The organism is Planococcus wigleyi (assembly GCF_014836985.1).
In the GTDB taxonomy this organism is placed as follows: domain Bacteria; phylum Bacillota; class Bacilli; order Bacillales_A; family Planococcaceae; genus Planococcus; species Planococcus notacanthi.
Window position 1 is genome coordinate 19,687 of sequence record NZ_JACSPU010000002.1, and the last position, 15,071, is coordinate 34,757.

Below are 15,071 nucleotides of genomic sequence, written 5' to 3' on the forward strand. Positions count from 1 at the left end.
ACTGGCGTTCCTGCGGGGTCTTCAGCTTTCGCTGTTCCCACAGGAGTCTTCGTGGCCAACCCGGTTGGAAGCGTCCTGCTTCAAAAAAGAGAGTAAGCTAGTCAGTCACATAAAAAACAGCTTAGATGAAACGAATCATCACGTGACTGAAAGATCCGAAGCGCAAGGCGGCGACTCCTGCGGGATAGCGAAGTGTCGAAATCCACTCGGACCCGAGTCCGAGTTAGTTCGGCGCGAGCCCGCGGAAAGCGTCCGCCTGGAGCGCAGGATCTGGTGTAAACAAGATAAAATGAACAATTATTCTTTAAAAGATATCACTATTCTTTTGTCTACAAGCTGTGCCTATTTCCCAAAATGGGAAATAGGTTCTGTTTTTGATAGGTGAAATACGGTGGGGATTGGACGAAGACGTAAAATCGACCTTCAAAAGAGGGAGAAGAGAGTCGGAAAAGAATTAACGCATATTGTGGGAGAGGAGAAATAAAGTGGTTCTCTTAGGGACGTTTATAAATGCGGTTTTAATTGTAGTGGGAACCATTATTGGACGGGCTCTTCGCAATATTCCTGACAAGATGAAAGAGACGGTCATGTATGTGATTGGACTGGCGGTCATTGTGCTTGGTTTGCAGATGGGATTTGAAAGCCGAAATTTCGTCATTGTCATCATTAGTCTGGTACTTGGAGCGGTTCTTGGAGAATGGGCAGATCTGGATGGCAAACTGAATGCCTTTGGCCATTGGATTGAGCGCATGTTGGGAGCGAAGGAAAGCAAAGGCAGCATCGCACAAGGGTTTGTAACTGCCACCTTGATTTTTGTCATCGGAGCGATGGGAATTATCGGGGCAATGGAGAGCGGCTTGAGCAATGAACACGGAGTGCTGATCTCCAAAGGGATCATTGATGGATTCACATCTATTGTATTGGCTTCTACACTTGGTTTTGGTGTTTTGCTTGCTGCCGTTCCTGTATTTGTTTATCAGGGTTTGATTGCTTTGTTTGCTACTCAAATCAGTCGGGCTATTCCAGATGCTGCATTAGATATGTTCATTATGGAAATGACTGCGACAGGCGGCGTTATGATCGCTGCCATCGGTTTGAATATGATGGGTCTTACGAAAATTAGAGTGGCCAACCTATTGCCTGGAATATTGGTGGTCGGAATAGTGGTCACGGTCATCTATAAATTTAACTTGATGTAAGAGGTAGGAAGGTGAAAGAGTGAATTTAGAGAAAATAACGCATGAAATAACAACTGTATTGTCGGACCAGGAGATGTGGATTGACTTGGTTGTCATTTTATTGAAAGTGGTTTTGATCACCATCGCTGCGGTTGTACTGGTGAAAGTTTTGCGTGTTGTCATCCGTAAAACATTTTCTGTACGCATTAAAGGGCCATTGCTATACAACGAACGCCGGCAACAAACTTTGTCGAAGCTATTGTCCAACGTTGTAGCCTATGTCGTGTATTTTATAGCGGCTGTTTCGATTTTATCGACGTTTACAATTGATATTACCGGCTTGATCGCCGGAGCTGGGGTGCTCGGCTTGGCCGTTGGTTTTGGTGCGCAAAACCTGGTGCGCGATGTGATTACAGGGTTTTTCATTATTTTTGAAGATCAGTTTTCAGTAGGGGATTACGTCCGCATTGGTGCTGCAGAAGGCACTGTCGAAGAAATCGGTTTGCGGACAACAAAAGTGAAAGCATGGACAGGGGAGCTGTTTATCTTCCCTAACGGCACCATAACAGATGTCGTAAACTTTTCGATTCACAATTCCATTGCGGTCGTCGATGTCAATATTTCGTATGAATCGGATATTACCCGCGTGGAAAGTTTGATTATGGAATTTTTGGACGGTCTCCAGGATCGCTACGAACAAATCATCAAGCCGGCTGAATTGCTGGGTGTCCAAAATTTGACGACCACTGAAATTGTCATGCGGATCACTGCAGAGACATTGCCGATGCAGCATTTCGCTGTAGCCAGAGGAATGCGGCGCGACTTGAAGGACTTCCTTGATCATCGTGGAGTCGAAATCCCGTATCCGCGTATGGTAATGATGCAGCGTTCTCCAGAAGAAGCGCTTGGAAAAAACGCAAACAGTTAATATAGAAGGAGGCAGGCTCATGGAAATGAAGGAGTTTGGACTGAACGATATAGTTGAAATGAAGAAAGGCCATCCGTGTGGAGCTAATGCGTGGAAGATTATCCGTATGGGGGCTGATGTCCGGATTAAATGTGAGGGCTGCCAGCATAGTGTCATGCTGCCGCGTATGGAATTCAATAAGAAAATGAAAAAAGTTTTAGTAAAAGCCGAAGCGGAATGAAAAATGGACATTTTCAGGTTCTATTCCTATAATGGAATGGTTGTGTAAAAAATAATTCGTTTTATATAGAGGAAAGGTTGTGCATCCTATGGCATTAACTGCAGGGATTGTAGGATTACCAAACGTAGGGAAATCCACATTATTTAATGCAATAACAAAGGCGGGCGCTGAAGCAGCAAACTATCCGTTCTGTACAATAGATCCAAACGTCGGAATCGTTGAAGTACCGGATGAGCGACTTGATAAATTGACTGAACTAGTAGATCCGAAAAAAACCGTACCGACGGCTTTTGAATTTACCGATATTGCCGGAATCGTAGAAGGCGCCAGCAAAGGTGAGGGATTAGGAAATAAATTCCTTTCCCACATTCGCGAAGTTGATGCGATTTGCCAAGTTGTCCGTTGTTTTGCTGACGACAACATCACGCACGTAACTGGAAAAGTGGATCCGATTGCTGATATTGAAGTCATTAACCTGGAATTGATCTTAGCAGATATGGAAAGCATCGAAAAACGCATTGCGCGCGCAGCAAAATTGGTGAAACAAAAAGACAAAGACGCTGTTGCTGAAGAACCGGTTCTGATGAAATTGCGTGAAGCCTTTGAAAATGGCCAATTGGCGCGTTCAATCGAATTCACAGAAGACGAACTGCGCATTGCAAAAGGTCTGAACTTATTGACGATCAAACCGATGCTGTACGTAGCAAACGTATCAGAAGATGAAATCGCAGATGCGGACAACAATGAATACGTTCAACAAGTCCGTGATTTTGCTGCTAAAGACAATGCAGACGTAATCGTAATTTGCGCGAAGATCGAAGAAGAAATGGCTGAACTGGAAGATGAAGAAAAAGAAATGTTCCTTGAAGAGTTGGGCATTAAAGAGTCTGGACTCGATCAACTGGTCAAGGCTTCATACAGCTTACTTGGATTAGCCACTTACTTTACAGCGGGTGTCCAGGAAGTTCGTGCATGGACATTTAAAAAAGGCATGAAAGCACCACAATGTGCCGGCGTCATCCACTCTGACTTCGAACGCGGATTTATCCGTGCCGAAACTGTGGCTTATGAAGACCTGGTTGAAATAGGTTCAATGGCAGCAGCTAAAGAAGCAGGAAAAGTGCGCCAAGAAGGTAAAGAATACATCGTCAAAGATGGCGACGTAATGTTGTTTAGATTTAACGTCTAAAAGCGGAGGCGCCTGTCCAGCCCCGACAAGCGCTGGAGACCTTGCTGGTAATGACGTACTTTGCCATTGCTGGCAGGGCGAAGCGACCTCGAGGGGCTAGGCGCCGCAGCTGGATAAGTCTAAAAGCGGAAACGACCGTTCTGCCTTAAAAGTATTTAAAGTTCGAATGTGCAGTACCACAAAACTAAAAAGCAACCGGATGCCTTACCGCATCCGGTTTTTGCATGGAGGAATAGAAGATGTTGTTATTTGCATACGGAACGCTGAAACAAGGCGGGAAGTATCATTGTTATTTGGAAGAAGCGGAATTGGTGGAAGAACAGGCAACAGCAAAAGGAATCTTGTACGATACCGGAATGGGCTACCCGGCAATGGTTTTGTCGGATAATGGGCAGGTTGAAGGAGAACTTTATGAAATTCCTGACGTCCTTTGGCCGGCTTTGGATTATTTGGAGGACTATTCAGGGAATCCTGAAACCGATTTGTATGAAAAGGTGACGATTACCGTGCAGGCGGGAAGCGAAACGCTTGAAACGCTCGTTTATCTGGCAAAAGATGAAAAAATACTGAAGCAGCAGATCTCTACAGGAACATGGGATGTAGTTCATTCGGTAGTATAGAAAAAGCGCCGATATCAGTCGGCGCTTTTTCTATGTTCAGGGTATTGATCATAGACGTGCAGGCGCGGCAATGAAGGGTCATCAATGATCCATGCGGCATTTTTTTCTTTGCGTAATTCCTTATACATGATGAAGTCGCCGAACGCTCCAGCGGTCAGCATGGCACCGAGCAGGACAAGCACCTGGCTGTCGAGCCAAAAGCCTATTACAGTAGGAAGAGCAGCTGTCATCCAAAAAGGCAGCAGCAGTGCTTTGCGCATGGCGTGATTCTGCAGAGGTTTGTTAGTGGTGGCATAAGCAACACCAAGTTTCAAATTAAGGCCATAATTCAGGGAAGACACCGGGACTTTTCCAAATACCACAAAGCCGATCAAATGGAAGATTTCATGGACGACAATCAACAGCAGGTAGCCGATCAGAAACAACAAAATTCCCGACAATGAAAAATAAAAAGATAATGGTTCGTTCAAAAAATGATAGGCAGCTGCGAATGCCGCCAATAAAATGACATTGAACCAAAGTGCTTTGGGTGCTATTTCTTCCATTTTCAATTCAATGATATGGGTGGGTGTCATGCCTTCACATCCTTTGCATCTATAATCAAAAGTATAGTTGAATCTAAATGGAAAATCGCGCTTGCGGGACCTTGTGAATTGTGATACAATACTGTGATGTGAGTAATATTTATGAATTGCTTGCTCCTTGCCCGCTGGATACAGCAGGGCCCAAGTCCATGAGGAGGTGACAACACGATGAGAGAATATGAATTAATGTATATCATTCAGCCTGCAATTGAAGAGGAAGCTAAAAAAGCTCTAGTTGAGCGTTTTAACGACATCCTTACTTCTAACGGTGCTGAAATCATCGAGTCGAAAGAGTGGGGTAAACGTCGTTTAGCTTATGAAATCAACGATTTGCGTGAAGGTTTCTACCAGATCGTAAAAGTAAACGCTGGTTCTGAAGCTATCAACGAATACACACGTCTTGCGAACATTAACGAAGACATTATTCGTCATATCGCTGTACGCAAAGACGCGTAAACAGGATAATGGCACTGCAAATTTTTTGACTTGAAGGAGGTTGAATTCTGATGATTAACCGAGTTGTTTTAGTCGGAAGACTGACAAAAGATCCAGATCTTCGTTACACACCAAGCGGCGCGGCAGTTGCCCGTTTTACACTTGCTGTAAACCGGACATTCTCCAACGCTCAAGGTGAACGCGAAACTGATTTCATTAATTGTACCGTTTGGCGCAAACAAGCTGAAAACACAGCGAATTTCCTGAAAAAAGGAAGCTTGGCTGGCGTTGAAGGCCGCATCCAGACTGGTAGCTACGAGGGACAAGACGGGAAACGCGTCTATACGACTGAAGTAGTGGCGGACAGTGTTCAATTCCTTGAACCGAAGAATGCCAATACAGACCGTTCACAAGGGCAGCAGCCTTCCTATCAACAGAACCAATCACCGAGTCCAAGTCAGCAAAACCATACTCGTGTAGATGAAGATCCATTCTCAAGCGGCAGCGGTCCGATAGAAGTATCGGATGACGATTTACCGTTCTAAGATGGACTGAAGCTGACGAACAACTACTAAGCAAAGGAGGTAATTCGATATGGCACCACGTCGCGGAGGAAAAAAACGGAAAAAGGTTTGTTACTTCACTTCCAACAACATCACGCACATTGACTATAAAGATACTGACCTTTTGAAGAAATTCATTTCTGAAAGAGGAAAAATCTTGCCACGCCGTGTTACAGGCACTAGCGCTAAATGGCAACGTAAGTTGACAATCGCTATTAAACGCTCACGTATCATGGCACTTCTACCGTTTGTTGCGGAAGAAAGATAATTAAAGAAAAGCGAAAGCGCCCTAGAATCTGGGTGCTGGAGTCTGGACAATGATTTCAAAAAGACCGGGAAACCGGTCTTTTTTTTATGCCTTGAAACCGGTTGGTAGCCAGGCAAAGGTGCAATGCAAGAATGTAGTTTTTAAGAGGTGGCTTGTAGAATATCGAAGCGCCCGATGACCGAGTTTAAAGAAACCCAAGAGTTGTCCCCTTTGTGTCCGCTTCTCTTTAAAAGTCGGGCTTTTGCGCATTTCCCCAGACACTGCTGGTTTTGTTCAGGTTAATGAATCATGGTACAATTACAAGGATGAAATCTACCCGAAAGAAGGGGAAAAACAGTCATATGCAAAATCAACAAACGCGACAACTTACAAATGGGGCGATGATGGCGGCGGTCTTTACCGTACTGCTGGCGATCTCGGTATATGTGCCTGTTTTAAGTATAGTAAGTACTTTGTTTCTCGCATTGCCGGTCGCTTGGTACAGCGCAAAATATCCCTGGAAAGCTTCAGCGCTTTTCGCATCGGTCTGCCTGGTGCTGTCCTTTATCATCGGCGGGCTTTTGTCAGTGCCGCTGGCGTTGATTCATGTACCATTGGGATTGGCAATCGGCATTTCAATTTATTATAAGAAAAGCAAACTATTTATGTTCATGGGTGCGAGCATCGTGCTCTTGGCATCATTGATGATCCAATATGTGGCTTCCATTGCTTTGTTCGGCATCAATGTCCTGGAAGAGTTTAAGAACATGTTCGATCAATCTTATGAGCAGGCAGGTTCTATGATGAAGACGATGGGAGCTTCCGAGGCTTCCATAAAAGAATACAATGAGCTCGTGGCGCAAATGCAGTTTTCATTTGAAACGCTTTTGCCGGTGCTGCTGGTATTGGGTGTGTTCATCACGGTCTGGGTCTTGCTGCTGATCCTGCTGCCAATCTTGAAACGCTTGGGGATTGCAATTCCTAAGTTTCCGCCTTTCCGGAACATGAAATTGCCGAAATCCGTTTTATGGTATTATTTAATCGTGTTGCTTGTCTCGCTGTTATCGGAATTTGAACCCGGGACGATGGCATACATGATTTTCATTAATGCATCCGTGCTGCTTCAATTCCTGTTATTCCTGCAAGGTGTTTCTTTTTATCATTTCTACATCCACCAGGAAGGCTGGCCGAAATGGGTGACAGTGCTGGTGACGTTCTTGGCATTGCCGCTGCAATCATTTACGAGTATCGTCGGAATCGTAGACCTTGGATTTGATATTCGGGGCTGGGTCAAGCGGGCACACGAGTTTAAAGGAAAATAAGGAGCTGAAGAATAATGTCGGCTTTTTTTAGAAAGAGAAAACTTCGATATCCGCTTATTGCGCTGCTGTTTCTTGGTATTGTGGCAGCGATTCTGATTTCACTCTGGTCGGAATGGGCAGCGGGAATATTTACGCTGCTTTTTATTATTGCCTTCGCTGTAGCGTGGGTGACGGAAAAAAGAGTTTATGAAGCCACTGAAAAACACATTGAAACTTTGTCCTACCGAATGAAGAAAGTCGGAGAGGAAGCATTGCTCGAAATGCCGATCGGGATTTTGCTGGTCAATGAAAAATACGACATTGAATGGGCTAACCCCTATATGACATCGACACTTGAGTACGATACATTAATCGGCGAATCTCTTTATACCCTGTCGGACGAGTTCCATACATTGGTGAAATCAGAGGAACCGAGAGAGCTAACCATTACTTTGGGAGAGCGCAAATACCGCGTATTCTACAAAGCGGATGACCGGTTGTTCTACCTTTTCGATATTACCGAGCAAGTGGAAATCGAGACGCTTTATTACGCGGACCGCACGGTTATCGGTATTTTGTTCATTGATAACTACGATGAATTGGCACAAGGCATGGATGATCAGACGCGCAGCAATCTCAACAGCCTGGTGACTTCGCTCGTCAACCAATGGGGCGCCGATCATGGGATTTTCGTCAAACGCATTTCATCCGACCGTTTTATGGCAGTCTTCAACGAGTCGATTCTGAAGGAATTGGAACTGTCCAAGTTCGCCATTTTGGATGACATCCGTGAAGTTACCTCCAAAGATAATTTGGCATTGACTTTGAGCATCGGAGTAGGAGCCGGATCTGCATCATTAGTCGAGCTTGGAGGCCTGGCTCAATCCGGGCTGGATCTGGTGCTCGGCCGCGGAGGAGATCAGGTTGCCATCAAACATCCAAGCGGAAAAGTGAAGTTTTACGGAGGCAAGACCAACCCGGTCGAAAAACGGACACGGGTCAGGGCGCGCGTCATTTCCCACGCGTTGCGTGATTTGATTCAGGAAAGTGATCAGGTCTTTGTCATGGGCCATAAAATGCCCGATATGGATTCGATTGGCGCTGCTGTCGGTGTCGCTAAAATGGCCGCGATGAATAAAGTCAAAGGCCGCATCGTCATCGACTTTGATGAGTATGACCGCAGTGTCATGAGGCTCATGGAAGAAATTGAAGGTGCTCCAGAGCTGTTTGAACAGTTCATCACGCCTGAAGAAGCGCTGGCGGACATGACCGAACATTCCCTGCTGGTCATCGTGGATACGCATAAGCCGTCGATGGTCATAGATGAACGGCTGCTGCAGCGGATGGAACGGGTCGTTTTGATTGACCACCACCGCCGAGGCGAAGAATTCATTACCAACACCATGCTGGTTTACATGGAGCCTTATGCTTCATCGACGGCTGAATTGGTGACCGAATTGATTGAATACCAGCCGAAGCATGAAAAACTGTCTATGCTGGAAGCGACAGCTATGCTGGCCGGAATCATTGTCGATACCAAGAGCTTTACGTTAAGGACGGGGGCGCGGACATTTGAAGCAGCTTCTTATCTGCGGTCGAATGGAGCGGACACCGTGCTGGTACAGCGGATCCTGAAAGAAGACTTGGAAACTTATGTTGAACGTGCGAAAATCGTTCAGACGGTGGAATTTGTCGGAGACGGCATCGCTATCGCCAGAGGCGAACCTGGACGCGTATACAGTCCGGTGTTGATTGCCCAGACCGCAGACATCCTGCTGACGATGAAAGACGTCAACGCGTCTTTCGTAGTGGCTGAGCGCTCAGAAGGCGGCATCGGCATCAGTGCCAGGTCGCTTGGAGAAGTGAATGTCCAGATTGTTATGGAAAATCTTGGCGGAGGCGGCCATTTAACCAATGCGGCCACCCAGATGCCGAACGCAACGATAGAAGAAGCCATTGGCCAACTAAAAGCGGCCATTATGGAAAACAATGAAGGAGGAACAAACGAATGAAAGTGATCTTTTTGAAAGACGTAAAAGGCAAAGGCAAAAAAGGTGAGATTAAAAACGTGGCGGATGGCTACGCACATAACTTCCTGTTGAAAAACAATTTGGCGATTGAAGCGAACCAGGCGACCATCAGCAAATTGGACGGACAGAAGAAGAAAGAACAGAAGGAAGCTGATCTTGAGCGCCAGGAAGCTGAACAGCTGAAAGAAAAGCTGGAAAGCCTGACGATCGAACTGACAGCTAAATCAGGAGAAGGCGGACGCATTTTCGGATCGATCACAACCAAACAAGTGGCAACAGCGCTTGAGAAAAAACACGGCATCAAATTGGACAAGCGCAAAATGGAATTGGACGACGCAATCCGCGCGCTTGGCTATACCAATATTCCTGTAAAATTGCATCATGATGTGTCTGCTACGCTTCGAGTTCATGTTACTGAAGAAGCGTAAGGTGGAAGACCGATGAACGAAATGATAGATCGTGTCCCCCCGCACAACCATGAAGCCGAACAATCGGTTATTGGCGCCATCTTTTTAGAACCGCCATCTCTCATCACGGTTGCTGAAATCGTGATGGCAGAAGATTTTTACCGGATTGCCCATCAGAAGATTTTCCAGACGATGCTGAACTTGGCGGATCAGGGAAAAGCGATCGATGTGGTGACCGTGACAGAAGAGCTTTCGGTCAAAAAAGAGTTGGAAGACATCGGCGGCCTATCGTATTTGACGGAAATCGCCAATGCTGTACCGACGGCCGCCAACGTGGCGCATTACGCCCATATCGTTGAAGAAAAAGCATTGCTGCGCCGCCTCATCCGAGTAGCGACGACGATTGTCGAAGACGGCTTTACGCGCGAAGATGAAGTGGAAGCATTGCTTTCCGAAGCGGAAAAGAAAATGATGGAAGTATCGAGCCGAAAAAAAGCCGGTGACTTTACCCACATCAAAGATGTCCTGGTCAAGACCTATGACAACATCGAACTTTTGCATACACGCAAAGGAGACGTTACAGGCATCCCTACAGGCTTCCGAGACCTCGATAAGGTAACTGCAGGGTTTCAGCGAAACGACTTGATCATCGTGGCTGCACGGCCTTCTGTCGGTAAGACGGCTTTCGCTTTGAATGTCGCGCAGAACGTTGCGACTAAAACAGACGAAAACGTCGCCATCTTCAGTCTGGAGATGGGCGCAGAACAGCTCGTCATGCGTATGCTTTGTGCGGAAGGCAATATCGATGCCCAAGTGTTGCGTACAGGTGCCCTTCAGAACGAAGACTGGCGCAAGCTGACGATGGCTATGGGAAGTTTGTCCAATGCCGGGATTTTCATCGATGATACACCGGGTATCCGCGTCAACGACATCCGTGCCAAATGCCGCCGCCTGAAACAGGAATACGGACTTGGCATGATCATGATCGATTACCTTCAGTTGATCCAGGGACCCGGTAAATCCGGTGAAAACCGTCAGCAGGAAGTATCGGATATTTCCCGTTCCCTAAAAGGCTTGGCGCGTGAACTCGAAGTTCCGGTCATCGCCTTGTCGCAGTTATCCCGTGGAGTGGAGCAGCGGCAGGACAAGCGGCCGATGATGTCGGATTTACGTGAATCCGGAAGTATTGAGCAGGATGCCGATATCGTATCCTTCCTGTACCGGGAAGATTATTACGACAAAGAAACAGAAGACCAGAACATGATTGAAATCATTATTGCCAAACAGCGTAACGGCCCGACCGGTACCGTAAAACTGGCTTTTGTGAAAGAATACAATAAATTCGTCACCATCGACTGGAGCCAGCATGAATCCGGCGGAGACTTTTAAACACGAACATTAAATGTGGTAACACATTTATATGTTCGTGTTTTCTTCTGTTTTGTATTGACGACAGTCCATTTCATTGATACAATAAACACTGTTTGAGACAGGGCATATGCCTAACGGAGGTGCGGACGATGACATCAGTCGTAGTAGTAGGAACGCAATGGGGAGACGAAGGAAAAGGGAAAATCACTGATTTTCTATCTGAACATGCAGAAGTAATTGCACGTTACCAAGGCGGGAACAACGCTGGACACACTATCATTTTTGGTGGAGAAACGTACAAATTGCATTTGATTCCTTCAGGAATTTTTTATAAGGATAAAGTATCGGTAATCGGAAACGGTATGGTTGTAGATCCAAAAGCGCTTGTGAAAGAACTAAAAGGGCTTCACGACCGTGGAGTGACAACCGAGAACCTGCGCATTTCCAACCGCGCACACGTTTTATTGCCATACCACATCAAGCAGGATGAAGTAGAAGAAGCACGCCGCGGAGCAAATAAAATCGGAACAACAGGCAAAGGCATCGGACCTGCTTATATGGACAAAGCAGCACGTGTCGGAATTCGCATGGCGGATTTACTGGACCATGTTGTGTTCGAAGAAAAGCTGCGCATGAACTTGAAAGAAAAGAACCGTCTGTTCGAGAAGTTCTACGAAACAGAAGGCTTTACTGTAGAAGAAATTATGGAAGAGTATTATGCATATGGCCAGGAAATCGCCAAATACGTAACGGATACGTCAAAAGTATTGAACGATGCAGTTGACGCTGGCCGCCGCGTGTTGTTTGAAGGTGCTCAAGGCGTTATGCTTGATATCGACCAAGGGACTTACCCATTTGTTACATCTTCGAACCCGGTAGCGGGCGGAGTGACAATTGGTGCAGGTGTCGGCCCGACAACAATCCAGCACGTCATCGGCGTCTGCAAAGCCTATACATCACGTGTCGGCGATGGACCATTCCCAACGGAATTATTCGATGAAGTGGGCCAGCAGATCCGCGAAGTCGGCAAAGAATACGGAACAACCACTGGACGCCCACGCCGCATTGGCTGGTTCGACAGCGTTGTTGTCCGCCATGCAAGACGCGTCAGCGGTTTGACAGATTTGACCGTCAACTCGATCGACGTATTGGCAGGCCTTGATACGGTGAAGATTTGTACAGCTTACCGCTACCAGGGAGAATTGATTACGGAATACCCAGCGAACTTGCGTATGCTTGCTGAATGCGAACCCGTCTATGAAGAACTTCCAGGCTGGCCGGAAGATGTAACAAACTGCAAATCATTGGATGAACTTCCTGCAAACGCACGCCATTACCTGGAGCGCATCGCTCAGTTGACAGGCGTACAAATTTCGATTTTCTCTGTCGGTCCTGACCGCAACCAAACGAATATTGTTACAAGTGTTTGGAGATAATACTAAACATTGCTGATGAAAGCAGTCGCCTCAGGGCGGCTGCTTTTTTGCGTTTACCGGGCTCTTTTAACATTTTCGCCACAAATGAAAAAGAGGGAAACAGATAAATGTGACAAGTATGACGAGAAAAAAGAGAATGGCAGTTGAAAGAGAGAGGAATGTGCGTTTATTTCCCGGTGATTTCTCTCAGGTATTTTGCTGTAAAGCAAAATAAATCCAATTAATAACTATAAGTGGATGAAATGATACGTTTCCGTTACGAGTGCTAAGAATCTGCTGTTCAGGTGTTTGGATATGATAAAGTTGGGAAGGAAAAAACGATATTGCAGAATGGCTGCAGTGCAGCACTCGAATAAATGAAGGAGTTACATAAGAAATGAAATACAGATTAAAAAACAACAAAGCGCGCCAATTGAAAGTAGGAGCTGCAGCGGTGCTGTTGGTGTCCGTGATTGGCGCGAATACCATATTTGCGAAAGATGCACCAAAAGAGCTGGAAACAATCCATCATTTATACAGTAACGGAAACTACATTGGAGCGGTTTCACAAGAGGGGCCGGTTGAAGAGCTGATCGAAGAAAAGCTGGTGGAAGTGGACCAGCAATTCAAGGATTTGAAACTGCAGCCGAGCGAGGACTTTAAAGTGGTGACCGAACAGAGTTTTTCACCCAATGAAGCTGACGAGGAAGAAGTGCTGGACCGGCTGGATGGACAATTGGAGATCAAAGCATCGTCGTTTGCACTGGCTCTTAATGATGAACTGACGGTTTATCTGAAGGATCGGGCAGCTTATGAAGAAACGGTTCGGCTTTTGAAGCTGGCAGCCGTTTCTGAAGAAGAATTGAAAATCTGGGAAGATCAACAGGCTGCTGCAGAAAACTGGCGGGAAGTGGAGGCAGGAGAAACACGGATAGCTGATCTGGCCATCAGCCATAAAATCTCAGGAGTGACCCGGCAGGTTGACCCGGCAAAAGTCTTGACTGCCGAACAGGCAGCTGCTTTCCTGCTGGACAAAGCTAAGGTAAAAGTTATGGTGACAAAACAACAGAACGAAAAACAAGCCGTCGATTACAAAGTCATTGAAAAAGAGGATTCGACGTTATTGATTGGCGAAACGAAAGTGGAACAAAAAGGGCAACAAGGCGAAAAAATGGTCAGTTATACAATACGTGAAGAAAACGGAAAACAGCTGGAGCGCGTGGCAGGGGAAGAAGAAGTCCTCAAGGAGCCGCTAGAGGAAATTGTGCTGAAAGGCACCAAAGAACTTCCAACTGTCGGAACCGGAGAATTTGCATGGCCTGCTGAAGGCGGTTATATTTCAAGTGGGCGCGGGCAGCGCTGGGGAAGAATGCATAACGGCATCGACATCGCCCAACCGGATGAATTGACGATTAAATCTGCCGACCATGGCATTGTCAAAGCAGCAGGAGCTGCAGGCACTTTTGGAAACCGTGTAGTAGTCGATCATCAAAACGGCTATGAAACCATTTACGCTCATCTGTCTTCCATTGATGTAAGGGTGGGAGATAAGGTCCCGAAAGGCACCAAGCTTGGGAATATGGGCAGTACAGGGCGTTCAACGGGGCTTCATCTGCATCTGGAAATATCATTGAATGGAGTTACGCAGAATCCGTTAAACTACATCTCTTCATAAAGTTCCAGGCCGCGCCATGAAAATGGCCGGTTTTTTCTTTGGTGCTTACGCCATGCCTGCCTGATCCGATCAGGGGCTTAGCCGCTGATAGGTGCGAAATGCCCTAAACAATGATAAAGTATAGGGTAGTAAAGAATGTGCAACGGCTGTCAAAATAGGGTGTAAGCGGGAAGAAAAAGGGGAGAAAAATGATGAGTAAAACCATTTTGGTTGTAGACGATGAGAAACCGATTGCAGATATTCTGCAGTTTAACTTAAAAAAAGAAGGCTTCAACGTGGTATGTGCTTACGATGGAGATGAAGCGATTAAGATTGCCGGTGAAATTCAGCCGGATCTGATGTTGTTGGATATCATGCTGCCGAACCGTGATGGTATGGAAGTGTGCCGAGAAATCCGTAAGAAATTCGATTTCCCGATTATCATGCTGACGGCGAAAGACTCGGAAATCGACAAAGTTCTCGGCTTGGAATTGGGGGCAGACGATTATGTCACAAAGCCTTTTTCAACCCGTGAATTGATTGCGCGTGTAAAAGCAAACTTGCGCCGCCAAAACATTGCGCCTGCTGAAGAAGAAGGGCAGAATTCAAACGATATTCAGGTCGGTTCATTGACGATTCAGCCGGATGCCTATTTGGTCCTGAAGCGTGATGAAACCATTGAATTGACCCACCGTGAATTCGAGCTGCTCCATTACCTCGGAAAACATATCGGCCAGGTCATGACGCGGGAGCATTTACTGCAGACTGTATGGGGCTATGATTATTTCGGGGACGTTCGGACAGTGGATGTCACAATCCGTCGCTTGCGTGAAAAAATCGAAGACAACCCAAGCCATCCGGCGTGGATCGTGACACGCCGCGGCGTGGGCTATTATTTGCGAAACCCTGAACAGGAGTAGGTCGAGTTA

General features: G+C 46.3%; 16 protein-coding genes. 15 read left to right on the plus strand and 1 reads right to left on the minus strand.

Features of this window, described 5'->3' with window-relative positions; genetic code table 11:
- Positions 1-485: 485 nt before the first annotated feature.
- The 5 genes from H9630_RS05610 (at position 486) to H9630_RS05630 (ending at position 4,135) form a co-directional block, all read left to right on the plus strand.
- Positions 486-1,199, plus strand: a complete 714-nt coding sequence (locus H9630_RS05610) for a DUF554 domain-containing protein (RefSeq protein WP_191714537.1) — start codon at positions 486-488, stop codon at positions 1,197-1,199.
- Positions 1,200-1,218: 19 nt separating this feature from the next.
- The gene (locus H9630_RS05615) at positions 1,219-2,106 is read left to right on the plus strand and encodes a mechanosensitive ion channel family protein (RefSeq protein WP_191714538.1); all 888 of its coding nucleotides are present in this window, start codon (positions 1,219-1,221) and stop codon (positions 2,104-2,106) included.
- Positions 2,107-2,125: 19 nt separating this feature from the next.
- Positions 2,126-2,326: a DUF951 domain-containing protein gene (locus H9630_RS05620; protein ID WP_146555360.1), complete on the plus strand. Its 201-nt coding sequence runs from the start codon at positions 2,126-2,128 to the stop codon at positions 2,324-2,326.
- Positions 2,327-2,414: 88 nt separating this feature from the next.
- Complete coding sequence (gene ychF, locus H9630_RS05625; RefSeq protein WP_191714539.1) at positions 2,415-3,515, plus strand: redox-regulated ATPase YchF; 1,101 nt, start codon at positions 2,415-2,417, stop codon at positions 3,513-3,515.
- Positions 3,516-3,754: 239 nt separating this feature from the next.
- A complete protein-coding gene (locus tag H9630_RS05630; RefSeq protein WP_191714540.1) occupies positions 3,755-4,135 on the plus strand; it encodes a gamma-glutamylcyclotransferase family protein in 381 nt (126 codons plus the stop codon).
- Positions 4,136-4,149: 14 nt separating this feature from the next.
- Here H9630_RS05630 and H9630_RS05635 read toward each other — a convergent pair whose 3' ends face one another.
- A complete protein-coding gene (locus H9630_RS05635) occupies positions 4,150-4,710 on the minus strand; it encodes a DUF3267 domain-containing protein (protein ID WP_191714541.1) in 561 nt (186 codons plus the stop codon).
- 177 nt (positions 4,711-4,887) lie between these two features.
- Between H9630_RS05635 and rpsF the strand changes: the two genes are divergently transcribed.
- The 10 genes from rpsF (at position 4,888) to yycF (ending at position 15,062) form a co-directional block, all read left to right on the plus strand.
- Positions 4,888-5,175, plus strand: a complete 288-nt coding sequence (rpsF, locus tag H9630_RS05640) for a 30S ribosomal protein S6 (RefSeq protein WP_106533339.1) — start codon at positions 4,888-4,890, stop codon at positions 5,173-5,175.
- 50 nt (positions 5,176-5,225) lie between these two features.
- Positions 5,226-5,699: a single-stranded DNA-binding protein gene (gene ssb / locus H9630_RS05645; protein WP_008427713.1), complete on the plus strand. Its 474-nt coding sequence runs from the start codon at positions 5,226-5,228 to the stop codon at positions 5,697-5,699.
- A 49-nt stretch (positions 5,700-5,748) separates the two neighbouring features.
- Positions 5,749-5,985 carry a 30S ribosomal protein S18 gene (gene rpsR, locus H9630_RS05650; protein ID WP_006830564.1) on the plus strand — a complete coding sequence of 79 codons (237 nt, stop codon included), beginning with the start codon at positions 5,749-5,751 and terminating at the stop codon, positions 5,983-5,985.
- 341 nt (positions 5,986-6,326) lie between these two features.
- Positions 6,327-7,286 carry a YybS family protein gene (locus tag H9630_RS05655; RefSeq protein ID WP_191714542.1) on the plus strand — a complete coding sequence of 320 codons (960 nt, stop codon included), beginning with the start codon at positions 6,327-6,329 and terminating at the stop codon, positions 7,284-7,286.
- A 14-nt stretch (positions 7,287-7,300) separates the two neighbouring features.
- A complete protein-coding gene (locus H9630_RS05660) occupies positions 7,301-9,277 on the plus strand; it encodes a DHH family phosphoesterase (protein ID WP_191714543.1) in 1,977 nt (658 codons plus the stop codon).
- The gene (gene rplI, locus H9630_RS05665; protein ID WP_191714544.1) at positions 9,274-9,723 is read left to right on the plus strand and encodes a 50S ribosomal protein L9; all 450 of its coding nucleotides are present in this window, start codon (positions 9,274-9,276) and stop codon (positions 9,721-9,723) included. The genes H9630_RS05660 and rplI overlap by 4 nt, the downstream gene beginning before the upstream one ends.
- A gap of 12 nt (positions 9,724-9,735) precedes the next feature.
- Positions 9,736-11,091, plus strand: a complete 1,356-nt coding sequence (dnaB, locus tag H9630_RS05670) for a replicative DNA helicase (RefSeq protein WP_191714545.1) — start codon at positions 9,736-9,738, stop codon at positions 11,089-11,091.
- Positions 11,092-11,222: 131 nt separating this feature from the next.
- Positions 11,223-12,509, plus strand: coding sequence for an adenylosuccinate synthase (locus H9630_RS05675; RefSeq protein ID WP_191714546.1), 1,287 nt, complete (start codon positions 11,223-11,225; stop codon positions 12,507-12,509).
- Positions 12,510-12,885: 376 nt separating this feature from the next.
- Entirely contained in the window at positions 12,886-14,163 is a 1,278-nt protein-coding gene (locus tag H9630_RS05680; protein WP_191714547.1) for a peptidoglycan DD-metalloendopeptidase family protein, read from the plus strand.
- Between the two features lie 191 nt (positions 14,164-14,354).
- Positions 14,355-15,062, plus strand: coding sequence for a response regulator YycF (gene yycF, locus H9630_RS05685; RefSeq protein ID WP_191714548.1), 708 nt, complete (start codon positions 14,355-14,357; stop codon positions 15,060-15,062).
- The last annotated feature ends 9 nt before the right edge of the window (positions 15,063-15,071 follow it).

Coding starts and splice junctions, on each gene's coding strand:
- ssb (WP_008427713.1), top strand. CDS start 5,226: ATGATTAACCGAGTTGTTTTAGTCGGAAGACTGACAAAAGATCCAGAT.
- rplI (WP_191714544.1), top strand. CDS start 9,274: ATGAAAGTGATCTTTTTGAAAGACGTAAAAGGCAAAGGCAAAAAAGGT.
- ychF (WP_191714539.1), top strand. CDS start 2,415: ATGGCATTAACTGCAGGGATTGTAGGATTACCAAACGTAGGGAAATCC.
- H9630_RS05655 (WP_191714542.1), top strand. CDS start 6,327: ATGCAAAATCAACAAACGCGACAACTTACAAATGGGGCGATGATGGCG.
- rpsR (WP_006830564.1), top strand. CDS start 5,749: ATGGCACCACGTCGCGGAGGAAAAAAACGGAAAAAGGTTTGTTACTTC.
- H9630_RS05620 (WP_146555360.1), top strand. CDS start 2,126: ATGGAAATGAAGGAGTTTGGACTGAACGATATAGTTGAAATGAAGAAA.
- rpsF (WP_106533339.1), top strand. CDS start 4,888: ATGAGAGAATATGAATTAATGTATATCATTCAGCCTGCAATTGAAGAG.
- H9630_RS05660 (WP_191714543.1), top strand. CDS start 7,301: ATGTCGGCTTTTTTTAGAAAGAGAAAACTTCGATATCCGCTTATTGCG.
- H9630_RS05635 (WP_191714541.1), bottom strand. CDS start 4,710: ATGACACCCACCCATATCATTGAATTGAAAATGGAAGAAATAGCACCC.
- yycF (WP_191714548.1), top strand. CDS start 14,355: ATGAGTAAAACCATTTTGGTTGTAGACGATGAGAAACCGATTGCAGAT.
- H9630_RS05675 (WP_191714546.1), top strand. CDS start 11,223: ATGACATCAGTCGTAGTAGTAGGAACGCAATGGGGAGACGAAGGAAAA.
- H9630_RS05680 (WP_191714547.1), top strand. CDS start 12,886: ATGAAATACAGATTAAAAAACAACAAAGCGCGCCAATTGAAAGTAGGA.
- H9630_RS05630 (WP_191714540.1), top strand. CDS start 3,755: ATGTTGTTATTTGCATACGGAACGCTGAAACAAGGCGGGAAGTATCAT.
- dnaB (WP_191714545.1), top strand. CDS start 9,736: ATGAACGAAATGATAGATCGTGTCCCCCCGCACAACCATGAAGCCGAA.